18 protein-coding genes are annotated in these 19,248 nt (G+C 47.0%); 10 read left to right on the forward strand and 8 right to left on the reverse strand.

Translation table 11 applies throughout. The annotated features are described in order from the left end of the window. The first annotated feature begins 241 nt into the window (after positions 1–241). The 4 genes from ACQ4M5_RS26510 (at position 242) to ACQ4M5_RS26525 (ending at position 6,670) form a co-directional block, all read left to right on the forward strand. Positions 242–916, forward strand: coding sequence for a cytochrome b N-terminal domain-containing protein (locus ACQ4M5_RS26510; RefSeq protein WP_430678737.1), 675 nt, complete (start codon positions 242–244; stop codon positions 914–916). A gap of 65 nt (positions 917–981) precedes the next feature. After that, positions 982–3,591 carry a chloride channel protein gene (locus ACQ4M5_RS26515; RefSeq protein WP_430678738.1) on the forward strand — a complete coding sequence of 870 codons (2,610 nt, stop codon included), beginning with the start codon at positions 982–984 and terminating at the stop codon, positions 3,589–3,591. Positions 3,592–3,758: 167 nt separating this feature from the next. After that, positions 3,759–4,997, forward strand: coding sequence for a BMP family lipoprotein (locus ACQ4M5_RS26520; protein WP_430678739.1), 1,239 nt, complete (start codon positions 3,759–3,761; stop codon positions 4,995–4,997). Positions 4,998–5,137: 140 nt separating this feature from the next. After that, positions 5,138–6,670: an ABC transporter ATP-binding protein gene (locus ACQ4M5_RS26525; RefSeq protein WP_430678740.1), complete on the forward strand. Its 1,533-nt coding sequence runs from the start codon at positions 5,138–5,140 to the stop codon at positions 6,668–6,670. Here ACQ4M5_RS26525 and ACQ4M5_RS26530 read toward each other — a convergent pair. After that, positions 6,639–7,265, reverse strand: a complete 627-nt coding sequence (locus ACQ4M5_RS26530; protein WP_430678741.1) for a type I restriction endonuclease — start codon at positions 7,263–7,265, stop codon at positions 6,639–6,641. The genes ACQ4M5_RS26525 and ACQ4M5_RS26530 overlap by 32 nt on opposite strands. A gap of 23 nt (positions 7,266–7,288) precedes the next feature. Between ACQ4M5_RS26530 and ACQ4M5_RS26535 the strand changes: the two genes are divergently transcribed. Both ACQ4M5_RS26535 and ACQ4M5_RS26540 read left to right on the forward strand, forming a co-directional pair. Beyond that, entirely contained in the window at positions 7,289–8,317 is a 1,029-nt protein-coding gene (locus ACQ4M5_RS26535) for an ABC transporter permease (RefSeq protein WP_430678742.1), read from the forward strand. A gap of 77 nt (positions 8,318–8,394) precedes the next feature. Continuing rightward, on the forward strand, positions 8,395–8,748 hold the full coding sequence (locus ACQ4M5_RS26540) for a hypothetical protein (RefSeq protein ID WP_430678743.1): 354 nt from the start codon (positions 8,395–8,397) through the stop codon (positions 8,746–8,748). Between the two features lie 231 nt (positions 8,749–8,979). Here ACQ4M5_RS26540 and ACQ4M5_RS26545 read toward each other — a convergent pair whose 3' ends face one another. Next, positions 8,980–10,266 carry a Glu/Leu/Phe/Val family dehydrogenase gene (locus ACQ4M5_RS26545; protein WP_430678744.1) on the reverse strand — a complete coding sequence of 429 codons (1,287 nt, stop codon included), beginning with the start codon at positions 10,264–10,266 and terminating at the stop codon, positions 8,980–8,982. Here ACQ4M5_RS26545 and ACQ4M5_RS26550 point away from each other — a divergent pair. Together ACQ4M5_RS26550 and ACQ4M5_RS26555 are read left to right on the forward strand one after the other, a co-directional pair. After that, a complete protein-coding gene (locus tag ACQ4M5_RS26550) occupies positions 10,266–10,406 on the forward strand; it encodes a hypothetical protein (protein WP_430678745.1) in 141 nt (46 codons plus the stop codon). The two genes, ACQ4M5_RS26545 and ACQ4M5_RS26550, sit on opposite strands and share 1 nt — an antisense overlap. Before the next feature lie 37 nt (positions 10,407–10,443). Continuing rightward, complete coding sequence (locus ACQ4M5_RS26555) at positions 10,444–10,875, forward strand: hypothetical protein (protein WP_430678746.1); 432 nt, start codon at positions 10,444–10,446, stop codon at positions 10,873–10,875. On the opposite strand, the gene ACQ4M5_RS26560 is transcribed toward ACQ4M5_RS26555, so the two are convergent. The 5 genes from ACQ4M5_RS26560 to ACQ4M5_RS26580 form a co-directional block, all read right to left on the reverse strand. Then, positions 10,857–11,708, reverse strand: coding sequence for a shikimate dehydrogenase (locus ACQ4M5_RS26560; protein ID WP_430678747.1), 852 nt, complete (start codon positions 11,706–11,708; stop codon positions 10,857–10,859). The two genes, ACQ4M5_RS26555 and ACQ4M5_RS26560, sit on opposite strands and share 19 nt — an antisense overlap. Then, on the reverse strand, positions 11,705–12,091 hold the full coding sequence (gene minE / locus ACQ4M5_RS26565; RefSeq protein WP_430678748.1) for a cell division topological specificity factor MinE: 387 nt from the start codon (positions 12,089–12,091) through the stop codon (positions 11,705–11,707). The genes ACQ4M5_RS26560 and minE overlap by 4 nt, the downstream gene beginning before the upstream one ends. A 27-nt stretch (positions 12,092–12,118) precedes the next feature. After that, complete coding sequence (gene minD / locus ACQ4M5_RS26570; protein ID WP_430678749.1) at positions 12,119–12,922, reverse strand: septum site-determining protein MinD; 804 nt, start codon at positions 12,920–12,922, stop codon at positions 12,119–12,121. A 123-nt stretch (positions 12,923–13,045) separates the two neighbouring features. Continuing rightward, entirely contained in the window at positions 13,046–13,261 is a 216-nt protein-coding gene (locus ACQ4M5_RS26575) for a hypothetical protein (protein WP_430678751.1), read from the reverse strand. Beyond that, positions 13,261–13,437, reverse strand: coding sequence for a hypothetical protein (locus ACQ4M5_RS26580; RefSeq protein ID WP_430678752.1), 177 nt, complete (start codon positions 13,435–13,437; stop codon positions 13,261–13,263). Before ACQ4M5_RS26580 ends, ACQ4M5_RS26575 begins: the two co-directional genes overlap by 1 nt. On the opposite strand from ACQ4M5_RS26580, the gene ACQ4M5_RS26585 reads away from it, so the two are divergent. Next, complete coding sequence (locus ACQ4M5_RS26585; protein ID WP_430678753.1) at positions 13,436–14,941, forward strand: phytoene desaturase family protein; 1,506 nt, start codon at positions 13,436–13,438, stop codon at positions 14,939–14,941. The two genes, ACQ4M5_RS26580 and ACQ4M5_RS26585, sit on opposite strands and share 2 nt — an antisense overlap. A gap of 219 nt (positions 14,942–15,160) precedes the next feature. Here the strand turns inward: ACQ4M5_RS26585 and ACQ4M5_RS26590 are convergent, their stop codons facing one another. Then, positions 15,161–17,248, reverse strand: a complete 2,088-nt coding sequence (locus tag ACQ4M5_RS26590; RefSeq protein WP_430678754.1) for a PA14 domain-containing protein — start codon at positions 17,246–17,248, stop codon at positions 15,161–15,163. 579 nt (positions 17,249–17,827) lie between these two features. Between ACQ4M5_RS26590 and pds the strand changes: the two genes are divergently transcribed. Further along, complete coding sequence (gene pds, locus ACQ4M5_RS26595) at positions 17,828–19,246, forward strand: 15-cis-phytoene desaturase (protein ID WP_430678755.1); 1,419 nt, start codon at positions 17,828–17,830, stop codon at positions 19,244–19,246. The last annotated feature ends 2 nt before the right edge of the window (positions 19,247–19,248 follow it).

Genomic DNA, 19,248 nt, shown 5'->3' on the forward strand with positions numbered 1-19,248 from the left:
GCTATCGGAACGAAGTCGGTTTAAACCGACTGAAATACATGCTCTCATTGGGTATCAGTCCCCTTTAGAGGACTTTTTCCGATAGACCGTGATTTCCAATCACGGGCGGGCAGCAGCGAAACGAAACCGATTCTTATAGTCTTAAAAAGCTCTAAAGGAACTAAGAAGGATTTCTCAAATCTGGAATTCCGTTAAAATCTGCTTAACAGGAATTAATAATTGTTCATTACCGAGCCTCGTCATGCTGAATCCTGCCTTTTTCCTACGACGGCTATCTACTGTTCTCGCCGTTTCGATTCTCACGCTTACCTTAGTGGGAGTCACTTCTGGAATTCTGATCGCGTTCTATTACGTTCCCACTGCGGGCGGCGCGTATGATTCATTGAAAGCGATCGACACAGAAGTTCCTTACGGTTGGTTAGTTCATACGCTGCACAATTTGTCGGGCAATTTCGTGATCGTCTTGGGTCTGGTGCAAATTGTGGTGATGTTCCTCGGTGAGCGGTTTCGTCGCAGTTGGTTGACGGCTTGGATTAGCGGCATTCTATTCACCCTGAGCGCGATCGGGCTAAGTTGGACAGCGATGATTCTCAACTGGGATCAGATTGGGTTCTGGCGGCTCAAGATTGAATTAGGCACGATCGAAGCCATTCCCTTTATTGGTCCGACCTTACGCGATATTCTTACAGGCGGATCAGTTGGAACGCTAACAGTCGCTCATTTGTACGCACTGCATAGCTATGTGGTTTCATTAGCAGCGGTTGGATTGTCGATCGTACATTTAGGTGCGTTGCTGTTCCAAGAAAAAGAAATGCAAGCCGAGAAATCGATCGCTCCTGCGGTCAAGCCTGTTGCACAACCGGAAATTGAACAACCTGCGATCGCAGCCGATTCTGAAGTGCAATCTCCTGTCTAGAAGAACTTCAATCGCCCCAGTCTCGGATACGATAATTTAGCATCTTCGTTCCTCAGAGCCTCAATATGTGGCGGCAGAGATTTAGGCTGAGTGCGGTATCACCGAAGCAACTCGCAGTTTTTGAAGCGTGTTTGATTGGACTCGTTTCGGGACTGGCGGCGGTTGCGCTCAAACAAGGAGTCGGCTGGCTCAGCCAGTGGCGATTATATTCGGCAACGATTTATCCTGCGTGGATCGTGTTGCCTGCGATCGGGATTCTTGCGGGATTGTTGGCAGGTTGGCTCATTGAACAGTTTGCGCCTGAAGTCGCAGGTAGCGGAATTCCTCAAGTGAAGGCGGCTTTGGGCGGGGTTTCAAGTGCTTTAGATTTGAGAGTCGCGATCGCAAAACTCGCAACAACTCTACTCGCGCTTGGATCAGGATTAAATTTGGGGCGGCAAGGTCCAACGGTTCAAATTGGAGCCGCGATCGCAGCACAGTTAAGCGATTGGGTTCCGACTTCTCCGATTCATCGTAGACAACTAATTGCAGCAGGAGCGGCGGCGGGATTGGCAGCAGGATTTAATGCGCCGATCGCTGGAGTGTTATTTGTTGTTGAAGAGCTTTTACAAGATGTTTCCGGCTTAACGCTTGGAACTGCGATTCTGGCTTCGTTCGTTGGAGCGGTTGTATCAAGACTTTTGGGCGGGCAAGGACTTAACGGAACTCCTTACGGAATCGACATCATGACCAGTTTTAGCGTCACGTCGATTCCGATCTTTTTATTAGTTGGCGTTGTATCGGGGTTGCTTGGATCGCTCTTTGTGCGAGGAATTTTATTCAGTCTGAAGCTCAATCGTAAGAGTTTGAATTGGAGCTTGCCCTTTCGGATTGCGTTTGCAGGTGGACTTTCTGGATTAGCGATCGCGATTCTCCCCGGTGCTTTACGAGATAGTGCCAGTTTGCAAGAAGTTTGGATCACGAGTGAATTAGGCTGGCGAATCACAGCGGTTCTCTTCGTTACAAAATTCGTTCTAACGTTGGTCGCATTTGGTTCTGGTGCGCCCGGTGGATTGTTTGCACCTTCGCTGATTTTGGGATCGGCTTTAGGTTATCTGATTAGCTTCGCGGCTCAAAGTATTGAGAATGCTGGAGTCCCGTTAGGTTTAGATTTGAGTACTGCGCTCACAACCACTGCTGCACTCACAGGAATGGGAGCATTTTTTAGTGCGGTTACTCGTGGTCCAATTACTGCGATCGTCATTGTGTTCGAGATGACCACCGATTTCAATGTGGTACTTCCTCTGATGATCGGATCTGTCACCGCTTATCTCGTTGCAGAAAGTACTTTCAGCGGTTCAGTCTATAAGCATTTATTAGAATATCGAGGCATTCATCTGCAAGCCGCAAATCCAGAAATGGAGACTCGACTATCTGGCTTGACCGCAGAAGATTTAATGCAGCGACGAGTTGAGACATTATCGAGCCAAATTAGTTTAGATGAAGCAATTCAGGCATTTTCTCGATCGCATCATCGTGGCTTTCCGGTTGTTGATAATGGAAAGCTAGTCGGAATCGTCACTGAAACAGATTTGGCGCATATTAGCGATCGACATTTAGATCACACTCAACCCCTGGGTGAAATCATGACTCCCAGACCTGTTACAGTGCATCCGAATGATCCACTCAGTCAGGTTTTGTATTTATTAAACCGTTATAAGATTAGTCGATTGCCTGTGGTGGATCGTCGCAAGCTCGTTGGCATTATTACTCGCGCTGATATTATTCGGGCTGAGTCGGATAAACTCTCGAATACCGCACAAGTTGGACCTCAACCAGAGCCGTCTTATGTGGTTTATCAAACTCGTGCGCCAGAAACCGGGAAAGGTCGGGTGTTAGTTCCGATCGCGAATCCGCAAACCGCTGGACGACTCTTACAAATGGCAGCCGCGATCGCCAACGATCGAGAATACGAATTGGAATGTTTGCAGGTAATTCCGATCGCTCGTCATCGTAATCCCGCTGAAACTGCGGTTTCAACCACAATCAGCCGCAAGCTACTCAAGAAAGCGGCTCACTTAGGTAAACAATGGAAAATCTCTGTTCACACTCAAGTTCGCGTCACTCATGAGATTTCCCAAGCAATTCTCGAAACGATTAAAGAGCGTCACATTGATGTAATCATCATGGGCTGGAATGGTGAAACTTCGACTCCCGGACGCATCTTTGGAAATGTAGTCGATACCATGATCCGCCAAGCGAACTGCGATGTCGTACTCGTGAAATTTGGAGAAGGAACCACGCTCGATCGATGGTTAATTCCCACCGCAGGCGGACCAAATTCTCGTCAAGCTATTCGCTTAATGCCTGGACTTGCAAAACTCGCACACCATCCAGAAATTTGTTTGTGCCAAATTCATCAGCCTCAGAGAGATTTACCTGATCCGAATTCGCTCAATGAATCAAGGAAATTTTTAAGCGATCGCTTAGATTGCCCAGTCGAACTCATGCCTGTTTGTGCAAACTCTGTGTCCGATGCGGTGATTGATCTAGCGCAAAAAGATCAATGTGATGTGATTGTATTGGGTGCAACTCGTGAAGGAATGTTGCAGCAAGCGATCCAAGGCAATATTCCTGGAGCGATCGCACGTCGCTGTGATTGTACCGTCGTACTGGTTCGAGGCTCGATTTCGTAACAGTACAAATAAATTAAAAATTTCTGAAATTCCTCGTATTCTTAGCGAATCTTGATAATTTGATGTGGTTTCGGATACATTTTGCGATCGCATCAATTCGTGATAATCCGAGAGCAAATTATTATCGTCGCTTCCACACCTCATCACTGTTTTAATTTCTCCAAAATATGACAAAGTATTGGCTTTCTCGAACGCTCCGACAAGCTGGATTTGCAATTGCATTAGGCTCGATCGTGGGAGCTTGTGGCTCAGGAAACACCCCAAATCAAACCGCATCTTCTCCAGCCGCAGGGGGCAGTGGCGATTTTGTAGTCGGCATGGTTTTAGTCGGACCCAGAAATGATGCAGGCTGGAACCAAGCCCACTACGAAGGCATCGAAGGCGCGATCAAAAATGTGCCTGGAAGCAAATTGGAATTTGTGGATAAAGTGAACCCTGTCGATCGTCCAAACGTCAGAGGTTCCCAAGTTGCAGATGACATCATTGCGAAAGGCGCAAAGCTCGTCATCTTTAACTCTGATGACTTCAAAGACGATGCGCTCGAAACCGCGAAAAAACACCCTGATGTGAAAGTGATCCATGCGTCGGGTGACTATGCTTGGAAAGAAGGGCAGAACTTCAAAAACCAACCGAACCTGAGTAACATCATGGGACGGATGGAGTTTGGCAAAATGATGGCAGGCTGTTCCGCAGCATTAGGAACACAAACCGGAAAAATTGGCTATCTCGGTGCTTTGATCAATGATGAAACCCGACGCTATGCTTCTGCTGCATTTCTCGGTGCAAGATACTGCTGGGAGAACTATCGCAAACGTCCTGCTGCCGATCTGGATTTCAAAGTAACTTGGATCGGTTTCTGGTTCAACATTCCGGGTAAAACCCTTGATCCGACTAAAGTTGCAGATGATTACTACAATGGTGGTTTCGATGTGGTGATGAGCGGCATTGATACGCCTGAAGCTGCGGTACAAGGGAAGAAAGCGGCAGATGCCGGAAAACCCGTCAAGTTCGTGCACTACGACTTAGAAACAGGGTGTTCACTCGCCCCGAATATTTGTCTGGGTGTTCCTTTCTACCGTTGGTCACTGCCCTACACAGATGCCCTTCAGAAAGCCAAATCGGGGAACTATCCAAGTGAATTTGTCTGGTCAGGTGCAGATTTCCAAAATCTCTCTGCACCCCAGAAAGGCATGGTTGGCTTCAATTCTGGACAAGCATTAGGCGAGAACAAGAAGTTCCTGGATGAGTTTGTGAAAGGTATGGCGGATGGCAGTATCAATCTCTATCGGGGTCCGCTCCAATTCCAAGATGGAACTGAGTTTGTGAAAGCGGGAGCGACTGCAACCGATCAACAAATTTGGTATATGCCTCAGTTGTTAGCGGGAATGGAAGGACCCAGCAAATAGAATGAGGTTAGTTTGTGTAGAAGCTTGACCCTTCGGAGGTGGGGAGTGGGGAGTAGGGAGATAGGAACTAGGTTTGTCGTAAATCTTTGTTTTACTCCCCCCACTCCCCACTCCCCACATTTTTACTTCTGTGTGAAACTATGCGAATCGAACTTCAACAGATTACAAAACGCTTTGGAACAGTGCTGGCGAATGATGATGTTTCGATGACTGTCGAAGCAGGGAGCATTCACGGATTATTGGGTGAAAATGGTGCGGGGAAAAGCACGATCGTTAAAGTTCTCAGTGGCTTTATCAGTCGCGATTCGGGTCAAGTTCTCTTTGATGGCAAGCCTGTCAGCGTCAAAACTCCAGCCGATGCGATTCGATCGGGGGTTGGAATGCTGCACCAAGATCCGCTCGACTTCCCGCCGTTAACTGTCTTAGATAACTTCATGGTGGGTCGAGGTGAAGTTCTATCTAAGGGCATTTTTTCTGGTTTGAAGTTCGTCAATCCCGATCGCGCTCGTCGAGAATTTCTCCGCTTAACTGAGACATTCAATTTTTCGCTTAATCCTGACGATCGCGTTTCTGATCTAACCGTCGGAGAGCGTCAACAGCTTGAAATTATTCGCTTACTCTCTTTGGGCGTTAAAACTCTAATCCTTGATGAGCCAACGACTGGAATTTCAGCAGATCAAAAAACTGCATTGTTTAATGCTGCTAGACAACTTGCTTCCGAAGGTAAATCTGTGATCTTCGTGTCGCATAAGTTGGAAGATGTTGAGGAATTGTGCGATCGCGTAACCGTGATGCGTTCCGGCAAAGTCGTCGGCAATGTTAAAATCCCTTGTCCTGACTCGGTTTTAATTGATCTCATCTTCGGGAAAGAATTGGCTCCCCCGATGAAGCCTGTCACCCGACAAACCGAGCCAATGTTGGAGTTACACAATGTTGTTGTAAAAGACGATCGCTTAACGCTCAATATGGGCAGCTTTACTGCTTATAAAGGCGAAGTGATCGGGCTTGCAGGACTTGAAGGAAGTGGACAACAACTCCTATTACTCCTCTGTGCTGGATTGATCAAACCTGCATTGGGAAGAGTCACCATCGATCATTCCGATATGACTCAAAAGCCTTATTCGGACTATCTCAAATCTGGAATCGGCTACTCTCCTGCCGATCGATTAAAAGATGGCTTAATTCGAGGACTATCAATTCACGAGCATTTCATCCTGAGAAACCCATCACAGAAGCTCATGATTGATTGGAAAGGAAGTCATCAAAAAGCAATTGAAGCGATCTCAACGTTCAACATTCGAGGCAAACCTACCTCCCATGTTGAGCGGCTTTCAGGTGGAAACCAACAACGAACACAACTCGCATTGTTACCTGTACCGCTAAATCTATTGTTGATGGAGCATCCCACACGCGGCTTAGACATTGAATCAACGCTGTGGGTTTGGCAACAATTAATTACTCGATGTCAGACCGGAACAACGATTTTGTTTATGTCCTCGGACTTGGATGAAATTATGCAATATAGCGATCGAGTTTTAGTCTTTAGCGGGGGTCAAGTTTCGGCATCGATCGAAACCTCAAAACTCACTGTCGAAAAGCTTGGACAGATGATCGGAGGACGCTTGACCGAAACAGAATCAATCAGTGCTGCACCAGAGATCCAAGCCTCTTAAAAATTCTCAGCACTGAATACAAATCATTTCCACGATTCAGGAGGGAAAACACATCAGACAAAGCATATTGGGGCGATGATTGATGGACTAATTTCAAGAACTGAAACTCGCTCCCGTTCATCACCACTCCAAATCCTGGTTGATCTTTCACTGGATTTGCCAACATATAAGCGAGTGCTTGCGGTAATGCTTTAGTAAGTGAAAGCTCCGAATTTTTTGCTTCAATTACAGTAATCCAAAATTGATTCTGAACAATCAAAACATCAATATTGCCTTGAATGATTTCATCCCCATCGGTTGCGCTGACTTGAATACTGGTTTCTCCTTCAACCCGAAACGGCTCTTGATAAAATCCTGCTAACTCTAGCAATGGAGACAATACAACCATCTTGACAATCCCTTCTAATACTGGATATTCCAGCAAATAAAGATACTGTCGTCGCACTTGATCCAACCGCTGTCTCTCAAACTCTGATAGTTCTGGCAATTCTTCCAACCATTCCAAAAAAAATCCTTCCACTTCAGTCCGCTGCAATCCAAATTGCACTCTCAAATCCGCCAATCTAATTGACTTTGCAGGCTTTGACTGAACCACACAATTTCCTCAATTTCAAAACAATGCTGAACCGCACACTAACGTATCAAATCGGCTCGATCGCTCTCGCTCTGATCCTCACGATGATCATCATTTTATTCGCAGGCGCATCCCCGATCGAGGTTCTCACCGAAATGATCGCAGGTGCATTTAGCACTCCTGGACAGTTTGCCCGTGTGCTTGCAACTCTAGCTCCATTGTTAATTTGCTCTTGCGGTTTATTGTTCACGTTTACCGCAGGACTCTACAACTTAGGCATCGAAGGACAAATCGCGTTTGGTGGCATTGCAACGACTTTCATGCTGCGATTAACGCAAGATAACTTACCTCCAGCCGTTGCGCTGTTCCTAGCAATTCTGGCAGGTGGTGTTGGGGGAATGCTCTGGGGATTGTTCGCAGGGGTGCTCAATATCTATGGTCGAATCAATGAAATCTTTGCAGGATTAGGTCTGAACTTCCTTGCAGATGGTTTGGCATTGTATCTAGTGTTTGGACCTTGGAAACGTCCGGGTGTGGCATCAATGAGCGGAACAGAACAGTTTCCAGAATCGCTCTGGTTGCCGACTTTTGGAAATACCGATGCAAGCCCGATCGCTGTTTTACTCGCTTTCATGTCGATCGCAATTACGATCGTGGTTCTCGGCAGAACTCATTTTGGTTTGAAACTCCGGGCAGTCGGGCAAAATCTCCGCGCTTCGTATGTGCTAGGAATTCCCTCAATTCGTCAGCTTCTAAGCTCATTCGCAATTTGTGGCGCGTTTGCAGGAATAGCAGGAGCGCTTCAAGTCGTAGCAGTGTTTCACCGATTGATTCCGAACATTTCCAGCGGTTTAGGATTTCTAGCGCTGTTGGTGACATTGTTAGCTGGAATGAATGCTTGGTTATTGTTACCGATCGCGTTTTTCTTCAGCGTTCTCAATATCGGTAGTCTGAGATTACCGTTAGATCTCGATCTTGAATCTTCACTCGCTGGAGTCATTCAAGGCTTGTTAGTGCTATTCGTCATTTTGGGTAAAGGATTCAGCGAATGGAAGCGCGGCGCGAAAGCTTAATAGCAATGAGACAACAAAGCTAGATTGAAATAGACTTCGGGAATTCTGGGCATAGTCTCTAATGGTTAAAGAGTTCTATGAAGATCTGGCTTTATGTCGTTATTTCGATCGCGCTTGTCTTGGTTTGGATTCCTTTAGCAACATCAACAGGAATGCCAAAAATTTCCCTAATTCTTGCTGGCTGTATTGTGGGTGGCGCTTATGGTTTGCTTGCAAGTCTTTTCAACTGGAACACCTTTTTTGAGGTGCACCCCGTTGATGGTTTTGTGGCAAAGTTTGGTCGAAAAAAAGTCAGAGGAGCCTATTTCTTTGGAAGTTCCTTGCTGCTCTTTGTCGGTTTAATGTTTGCCTGGTTTGTTGTTGACCCTCAGACTCTTCTCGTCTATGTCATCTATTTCTATATCCAAGTTAAGAAGCTGTTTGGACTCTAGAGCTTAAGCTAAAAGTTTAGAAGATATTTGAAACGTGTCGTTGCTTGCGCCTACCCGCCCCGGAATGAATTCGGGGCTAACAAAACGAAGTCCACTAAAGGGGACTAACAGCCGACTAAAACCGTGTTCTGAGTCCTGTTCACAGGACTTTCCCCCGATAGCCCCGAATTCATTCCGGGGCGAAATCGAACGAAGCGAGAAAACTTTGATACTCCTTCAACATTCTCTTATCTAGCTTCGGCTTGTGTAATAATTCCGAGTTCCTTTCGCATCGATCGCTTCTCCCAGTCGTCTCAGTGCATGAACATACGCAGCAGTTCTCACTGAAATCGACATCTCTTGTGCGATCGACCAAATTCGCTCTGCTTCTTCCACCATCTTTTGCTGTAGCGATTGATTCACTTCGCCCAATGTCCAATACAATCCATTCCGGTTTTGCACCCATTCAAAGTAACTCACCGTTACGCCACCCGCATTTACTAAAATATCTGGAAATACATAGATACCTTTGCTCTCTAGGATTGCATCTGCACTCGATGTAATGGGACCATTGGCAAGCTCAAAGATTAACTTAGCTTTGATGTTGTTTGCATTCACTTCTGTAATCTGATTTTCTAGTGCAGCAGGCAGCAGAATATCAACCTCAAGTTCTAATAGTTCTTCGTTAGTAATGCGATCGTGATCTGCAACATTACAAACGCTACCTTCGCAGTACACCGCTTGAATTTCACGAGTCGAATTCTTATGCTGTCGAATGCTTGGAATGTCTAAGCCTGCTTTGGAATAGATTGCACCTTTAGAATCGCTCACTGCCACGACTTTGTAGCCAGCCTGATAGAGCAATTCCGCGATCGTTGCTCCCGCATTTCCAAATCCCTGAACTGCAACTGTGGTATTTTGCGGTTTCATTTCAAACTTCGGTAACATTGCCTCGATTACAAACAATGCTCCCATCGCGGTCGCGCTATCTCGTCCTAAGCTTCCACCCATTGCGATCGGCTTTCCTGTCACGACTCCCGGTGTGTTCTGCCGTCGAATGATGCTGTATTGATCCATCATCCAGCCCATCACCATCGCATTCGTGTAAACATCGGGCGCAAGAATGTCTGTATCAGGTCCAATAAAATCTGCGATCGCATCTATGTATCCCCGACTCAATCGCTCCAATTCCAGCCGCGATAGTATCTTCGGATTGACTGCAATTCCGCCTTTTGCACCGCCAAACGGCAAGCTTAAAGCTGCACATTTAAACGTCATCCAAAATGCTAACGATTGCACTTCATCCAAGGTGACATTCGGATGATATCTGACCCCTCCTTTGCCTGCTCCACGCGAATCATCGTAGCGGACTCGGTAGCCTTGGAATACTTTCAGCGAACCATCATCCATTCGCACTGGAATGGCAACCGATAAAGAAGCTTTCGCGTATTTCAGGGACTCGATCGCATCTTCTGAAAGCGTGGTGTATTTCAGAGCTTGTTGTAATCGTTGAGAGGCATCCGATAGGAGAGAAGACATTGCGAACTCCAGAAAAGGATATTCTCACGCTATCAAGTTTGGTATCACGAACTACGATTTTGATGCAGAAATTAACTCGGAGAAATCAAGAAATAAATGCGATCGCACTCAAAGCGGATTGTACTTCAATGGACTTGTAGAGACTCTAAACCATTGTCGATCGCACTCTAAATTCCCATGAAAACTGCTGTCGTCTTTGTCAGTTTATTGCTGTACGGGATTTCTCTTGCTAACCCTGTCTTTTACTTCGTTGATACGAAAATTCCTATCTCTGAGCCAGATATCTATTCAGGAATCCTGGTCTTATTCATCGGTTGGTTAGGTGCACTTATGTTGCAATTCGGTTGGTATGCGAATATCCCCTACCTCATGAGTCTTGTATTTGTTCTGATGCGAAAGCAGGAGAGTGCGATCGTGTATAGTGCGGCGGCTCTTTTCATCGGTATCACCAACACGATTTGGCTCTTTTACCAAAGAATACCCGGTGGTGCAGGAAACACTGATATGAGGCTACAGCACTTAGAGCGCGGTTATTACTTCTGGATCACAGCGCTGATCATTCCATTTGTTTGGAGTGCATTTCGGTATCTCTACTCAAAGCCAAGATGAACCCGCAGCGATCGACGCATCACATCATCGGGTACAGTCTGCCCTGTCCAAATTTCCAACGCTGCTGCACCTTGTTGGACGAGCATTTCTAAACCGTCGATCGCTTCAGCCCCTCTTTGTTGTGCTTGTTGTAGAAACATCGTTGGATTTGGCACATAGATTAAGTCGTAAGCGATCGCACCAGATTTAATCAAATCCGCCTGCTCTTCCATCAAAGGCGATCGATCCGAGTGCGGGGACATCCCAATTGGTGTCGTATTCACAACCAAATCCGCATTAGGCAGAAGTTTAGAGAGTTCTTCCCAGGTATGAACCGAAAGCGAATCTAAGCTCCAAGACTGAGCAAATTCCTGAAGCTTCTCAGCATTACGTCCGACGACATGAATTTCTGAAAATCCAAGTTGATCGCATCCAGCAACAACGGCTCTCGCGGCTCCACCATTTCCAAGAACAAGCGCGATCGAGCTTTTCCAATTTCGATCTTTAATCGGTGCAATAAAGCCAACAATATCGGTATTTGTCCCACACCAACCGCGATCGCTTTTCCAAACCGTATTCACCGCCCCGATCGCTTTCGCCACATCGGTAATCTCAGACAACAGCGGCATGATCGTTTGTTTATGCGGAATCGTGACGCTGAATCCTTTGAGATCGATTGCCTTAAATCCAGCGATCGCAGTCTTCAAATCTTCAGGTCGAATGTGAAAGGGAACATACGCGAAATCGATCTGCATCTGTGCGATCGCAGCATTGTGCATGATTGGAGAGAGCGAATGTTCGATCGGATCGCCAATCACACCGAGTAGCTTTGTTTTACCCGTGATTCGGTTCATTCTTTGAGCTTGGGAGGGGGAGGCGGCTTAATCGGTTCAGTTTTGGGCGGATCTTCGGTCAAGACTGCTTCGGTAAGCGTTAGATCAAGTTGAACCGCATCGTCTACAGGAGTCGAATCTGGAGCAGTGCGAATCCGTTTAATCGGCAAATTGGCGATCAAAGAAGTCGATCGCTGATGATTTTCCAGCGAAAACTCCATCCCTTCATCAAGTTCGACATAGCGCGACACCACATCAAGAATTTCCTTCCGCAACTCCTCGACCATGTGCGGTGGTAAATCAGCCCGATCGTGTGCCAAAACCAGCTTCAACCGACGTTTGACATCAGTGCGGCTATTGTCAATACCACGAGGAAATAAGCGTTCGAGAAGTTCAGTGATCATGAGCAGAGATGCAAACGGTGGAAAAATTTAGTTCTTACCTGAGAATCGACCAAACAATCGAGCAAAGAACCCTTCTTTTGGCGGTTCCAAACTCATCAAGGGTACTCGCTCCCCTTCCAATCGGCGCACAATGTTATCAAATGCGATCGCGGCTTGCGAAGGTGTTTCTGATAATACCAGTGGTTCGCCTTTATTCGTTGAAACAATCACTTTCTCGTCATCAGGCACGACTCCAAGCAGTTGCACCGCTAAGATTTCCTGAACATCTTCGACGGACATCATATCGTTTGCCTGCACCATGTTCGGTCTGATGCGATTCACAATTAGATTGATCCGCTTAATGTTGTTCGCTTCGAGCAGTCCGATGACGCGATCGCCATCTCGAACCGCTGCAATTTCGGGAGTTGTCACAATAATCGCTTCTCGTGCAGCCGCGATCGCGTTTTGGAATCCCATCTCGATCCCGGCAGGACAATCGATCAGAATGTACTCGTACACCCGTGATAAAGCATTGACCAACTGCCGCATTTGATCAGGAGTGACGGCTTCCTTGGTGCGATTTTGGGCGGCAGGCAGTAAGACCAAATTCTGGAATCGCTTATCTTTCACCAGTGCCTGTTCTAATCGGCATTGTCCAGCGAGAACTTCCACCGCTGTATAAACGACGCGATTTTCGAGTCCTAGTAATAAGTCTAAATTTCTCAATCCAAAGTCAGCATCAATCACAGCAACTTTCCGTCGCCGTTTTGCCAATGCCATGCCGAGATTAGCGGTCGTGGTGGTCTTGCCGACTCCACCTTTTCCCGAAGTGATTACGATGATACGCGCCATTAATAAAAATCCGCCTTGGAAATGAACGGAATATCCTAATTACAGGTTCTATAGGATATCAGAATTCGGAATTTGAAGCGTTCAGAATCTAGCACGATTTTGTAATTAGATAAAGAAAATTCTTCAAATTCGGGGTCGATCGCCCACTAGCATAGCGCAAGCAACAAATCGCGCAAGTCTTGAGCTACAAAGATTTACGGCAGGGGTGAACGATCGTGACAATTTCCAAATCAAAGTAATATCGAAACGAAAGTTAGAACATTCGTCCTGTGCAATCGAAGGTTCGTCTCGTGCAGTCGAAGGTTCGTCCTGTGCGATCGAAGGTTCGTCTCGTCCCATTAAGCATTCGTTCCGTCACATTCAACGTTCATCTCGTACCGTCCAGGGTTCGTCTCGTACCGTCCAGGGTTCATCTCGTACCGTCCAGGGTTCAACACCGTTTCATCAAGCATTCGTTTCGTCACACTGATCATTCGACACGATACATTAAACAAAAGATAGAAATTCTGAATCATGATCGATGTGATTGTCATCGGAAGCGGGATCGGGGGCTTGAGTTGTGCGGCGATTCTGGCGCGATATGGCTTTAAAGTGTTGGTGTGTGAAAGTCACTCGATCGCAGGGGGAGCCGCTCACAGTTTCGAGCGTGATGGATACGTTTTTGATTCCGGTCCTTCGCTGTATTCGGGAATGTCGTACAGTCCGTCTCCGAATCCACTACGGCAAGTCTTAGATGCGATCGACGAAGATATCGAATGGTTGAACTACGATACTTGGGGCTGTTGTCTGCCAGAAGGCACGTTCGATACTCAAGTCGGAGCGTCCCAATTTTCTGAAGTCTTACACCAATTACGCGGTGAATCAGCGGTTGCAGAATGGCGACGATTGCAGGAAGTGATGACTCCGTTGGCGAAAGCTGCGATCGCGCTTCCTCCTGCTGCGGTGCGATATGACTTGGGAGCAATTCTAAGCATTGGACAGTTTTTACCGTCGATGGTGCAAAACGCGATCGGGCTTTCTCAGTTAACCGGAGCCTTTGCGCCCGTGATGAATCGAGTCGTGACTGATCCATTTATTCGCAATTGGCTCGATCTATTGTGTTTTTTACTCTCAGGATTGCCTGCGGATAGTACGAATGCGGCTGAAGTCGCGTTTATGTTCGCGGATTGGTATCGCCCGAATGTGAAATTGGACTATCCAGCGGGTGGAAGTGGCGCGATCGTCCAAGCCTTGGTTCGCGGCATCGAAAAGCATGGCGGCAAAGTTCGATTGAGAGCGCATGTAGAAAAGGTTTTAGTCGAGAATCAAAAGGCAGTCGGTGTTCGATTGAAGAATGGGGAAGAACTACGATCGCGCTATGTGGTTTCAAATGCTTCCATCTGGGACACGTTAAAGCTAGTCGATACTTTCCCCAAACGATTCGAGCAAGAACGCCAAGCCACACCAACCTGCGAGAGTTTCATGCACTTGCACTTAGGCATTGATGCACAGGGATTAGACTCGATCGCTTGTCATCATATTGTGGTGAACGATTGGGATTTAGGCATTACTGCGCCTCAGAATGTTGTACTGATCTCGATTCCATCAATTCTTGATCCATCGCTTGCACCACCGGGAAAACACGCGATTCATGTGTACACACCGGGGAACGAACCGTATGAGATTTGGGAGCAGAGCGAGAATTATGAGGAACTGAAACAACAGCGATCGCAAATCATGTGGAAAGCGTTGGAGCGGGTGATACCGGATATTCGATCGAGAACTGAACTATCTTTGGTCGGAACCCCGATCACGCATCAACGATTTTTGCGTCGATATCGAGGAACCTATGGAGCCGCCATTCGCGCCACAGATGGATTGTTTCCGAGTGCGATCACTCCGATATCAGGCTTGTTGTGCTGTGGAGATTCGACCTTTCCGGGAATTGGATTGCCTGCTGTGGCAGCGAGTGGCATGATTGCGGCGAATACGATCGCGCCTGTGGGCAAACATTTGGAATTATTGCGATCGATTCGATGAATTGCTGGATGACAGATGGTTTGTAAATTTTGGCGGGTTCGTTCATCCGCTGTCCCACCCGGAGGTTTATCTCCGGGTTAATCGAGGGAACCCCTCTGAAGAGGGCTGAAACTGCACTCTTAGGGGGCTTCAGCCTCCTTTCTCCCATTAGCCCGGAGCGTTTATCTCCGGGCGGACTCAATCGCAGCGACAGACTCTCATCCAATCGCATTCACATCATCACGATTTCGGCACAACCTTCAAAATAATCGGTGCATCCGGAACATCCATCGTCACCCGACTTGGTGTATTAAACGTTGCCGTCGCAGAAGCCGATCGATTCGGTAAAAATGTCGCTGCTTCCTGAGTCGGAGTCAACAAATTCACCGTCACTCGCTGGGTCTTCGTCGCATCGGTACTCTCAGAATTCAGCCACATCACCAGATAAAAGTCACCACTGCTCTTTTGCAGCAACGTATGACGTAAATCTTTGACATCGCCACTGAAGTAGTACGATAGCGACCCGTTTGCAGTACTTCCAGGCTTATCATTCAACACCTGAATCATATTCCGCAACGCATAAAACGCAGGTTTCGGAGTTCCATCTGCCCGAATAATCCCGAAGTTATTCTCTGCATCCGGCAAGGGACGCTGATCCAGAAACTCATAGAGAAACGTCCGCTTAATTCCCCGATTGAAAAACTCCAGGAACGTGCGTGGAATATACTTCGCCGAAACTTGCTCAGTCACCGCTTTGTGTGTGGTTTCTCGATCGTTAATCCCATTGTGATACCCGGTTTCCGTGGCAATAATCGTTTTGTTGTCCGAATATTTCCGCGTTAAGGGCAACCAACGTCGATCGAAGTCAAACGCAGGAACTCGTCCCCCCGAATAACTGTGCATATTCGCGTAATCGCTATATTCACCCAGCGATCCAATCTTTTCTGCATGTTCTGGTTGCGCCATCGACGGAATCAACACAGGCAACTTTGCAGTAACCGGATCATTTTTGACTGCGCGATATAACTCGGATTGATACATCCGCAGTCCATCTGGATAGCCCGCACCCTTATAGATCATGTTGCCGACATCCCACTCATTCGGACCTTCAACCATTTCGATCCCCGGCATTCCTGCTTTGATCAGCGAAACGGCATTATCCGGAGTCACCCCGTCGCGTGGGTCCATAATCAGCGTCGTCTTGATTCCGTTCTCTGCCAGTCGTCGAATTTTGGGATAGAGATTCGGATCGTTTCCACCATCGCGAATATGACGGATTCCCATCTCTTTCAGGCGCGGCACAACCAAATCATCAAAGCGTCCATACGTCAGTCCGGTGTAGCGTAAATGCGTATTGATCCCGATCGAGTCAATAAAGGTATCAGCAGGTTTCGCCCGTTCTCGAATCGTATCCGCGATCGCAGAAGTCATCACATACTGGCTATTCACGGGCTGATTGGAAAAGACCTGGAGCATATACGTTCCAGCGCTCAAAACTGCGGCAATTGATTCCATCATGGTTCCATCATTGGCAGACGTGCTAATAATATCGCCCCGCTCATTGAGCAGTTTGAGATCTACGTTAGCAGCTAGACTTCCAATGGTGACGTTAATCGCAGTGGATTGTGTCAGAGTAAATCGGTAGAAATCCGAAAGATTCTCAGCGCTTAAACTATCGTTAACCGGAGTGAGACTATTAATATCAATGTCTCGCACATCACTAAACAAAGCCGCACCGGGATTCGTGTTCGTGCTGATGAACGGCGATTTTAGCTGACTTTGCGGAATGATTTCTCTCGTCTGACTCGGACTCGACCACTGTAATTTTGCGCTCGCATCTCCTCCGTTTTCTGCGTACTCTACTCGGATGTCATAGTTCTGTCCTGCATCAAGATCGATCGTCGAATTCCGATCGCTCGGAACATCCCATCGATCGATGAGTAACTGATCATTCACCCACACTCGAATGCGATCGTCTGCATCAGCGGAAAAGGTATAAGGCTCGGAATAGAGCGGGGAAAGTTGACCTGTCCAGCGAACGGAAAAGTTATCCGAGTTCACCGCTTGGTTGGGAGAATTTCTTCCCCAGTTGAAATCGATCGTGCGATCTGTGCGGATAATAGCTCTTTCGGTCAGGTTCGTATCATTGAAGTATTCTGCTTTAAGTCCCATCGCTCCATAAGTCGTTGAACTCGAAGCAGCAACGACATTGAGCGCGGGAAAAAGCGTATCCGGATTCGGGTCAGTAGATAAAGCAGCAGTGACATTTTTTGGCAAGCTAAAGCTACCGATATCTCCCTGCATACTAGGAGTCGGGTCTAACACCATTCAAAATTCCTCTTTGTTCGACGACAAACTCAGCCGCGATTTTCGGAACGGCGACGATTTCGTGCAGCAATTCGCACAATCAGGAACGAGTCAAAAACACGGCGACAGCTTAAAGAACACAATCAACTGTCAGCCCAGACAGACATACCAAACAAACTCAATCAAGCAAGGTATCGAAGCATACGAGGTCGATCGGATTCATTACATTTGACTTAGTTAAGCACCACCAAACTTCAGAAAGCCCAGCGAAAAACAGTGAGCGGAAAGAATAAGTAGTGAGACTGTAATGTTTCTGATCGAATTCGCTCCGTATCCTAACGCGAGTTTATTTTATTTAAGTGATTCTTTTAGTTTGCTGACAACTCGCATGAGTCCTGTTTCAGATTAAAAACACTGAAATTGTACGGAATCAAATGTAAAAAACGATGCAGCGCTTTCAGTATCAGGATTTGCTGAATGATCGATCGCACAATCGTCTCTACCCAACTGCACCCAACTTTTTGCAGCAAGTCAAAAAATGTAACGGTTCGCAACGTATAATTGAACCGAATTGTCGATCACAAGTAGGTGAACGGACGAATGCGTGTAGCGATCGCCGGAGGCGGCTTAGCAGGATTAGCCTGTGCGAAATATTTAGTCGATGCTGGACATACGCCGATCGTGCTGGAAAGCCGCGATGTCTTGGGCGGATTGGTCGCAGCCTGGAAGGATGAAGACGGGGACTGGTACGAAACCGGACTTCATGCGTTCTTCGGGGCATATCCGAATATGCTGCAACTGATGGGCGAGTTGAATATTCTCGATCGACTTCAGTGGAAAGAACACGCGCTGATTTTCAATCAACCAGAGAAGCCAGAAACCTATTCGTATTTCAAGGTTCCTGACATCCCGGCTCCGTTCAATGTCATCATGTCGATTCTAAAAAATAACGATATGTTGACCTGGGAGCAAAAGATTCGATTTGCGATCGGTCTTTGGCCCGGTGTCCTCAGGGGTCAAAAATACGTCGAAGACATGGACAAGTACAGCCTATTGCAATGGTTGGAACGTCAGGGAATCGGAGAGCGAGTTAGCTCTGATATTTTCATCGCAGCTTCAAAAGCGTTGACCTTTATCAATCCCGATGAAGTCTCAGCGACGATTATTCTGACTGCACTGAATAAGTTCTTACAAGAACGCTACGGCTCAAAGATTGCCTTCCTCGATGGTTCGCCCACTGAAAGATTGTGTCAGCCGATCGTCGATCACATCGAAGCAAACGGCGGCGAAGTTCACCTGAAAAAACCGCTGAAGCAAATATTGCTAAACGATGACAATACCGTGAAAGGATTTTTGATTCGCGGATTAGATGGCGCACCCGATGAAATCATTACCGCCGATCGATATGTTTCTGCAATGTCGGTCGATGTGATGAAAGTCCTGATGCCGCAACCGTGGAAAGAAATGCCCTTCTTCCAAAAGCTGGAAGGCTTAGAAGGGGTTCCGGTGATTAACTTGCATCTATGGTTCGATCGCAAGCTCACCGACATTGATCAGCTTCTCTTTTCTCGATCGGACTTGCTCAGTGTGTACGCCGATATGAGCGTGACTTGCAAAGCATACGAAGATCCAAATCAATCCATGCTTGAACTTGTATTAGCTCCAGCAAAAGATTGGATCGACAAATCCGACGAAGAAATCATCGAAGCCACGATGAAGGATCTAGAGCGGTTATTCCCGCAGCACTTAACAGGTGACAATCCTGCCAAACTGCGGAAATACAAAGTCGTGAAAACGCCGCGCTCTGTTTACACCTCATCACCGGGAAGACAAGCGTTTCGACCCGATCAAATTACCCCGATCGACAACTTTTATCTTTCGGGAAGCTACACGATGCAACAATATTTGGGGAGTATGGAAGGAGCCGTCCTTTCTGGTAAGCTGACAGCGCAGGCAATTACGAACGCGCCTGTCTCTACCGAGACTAAACCCAAACGGTTAGTCACCAGTAGCAATTAGCG

The sequence above is a fragment of the Leptolyngbya sp. AN10 genome, from assembly GCF_050565645.1.
GTDB lineage: Bacteria > Cyanobacteriota > Cyanobacteriia > Leptolyngbyales > Leptolyngbyaceae > Leptolyngbya.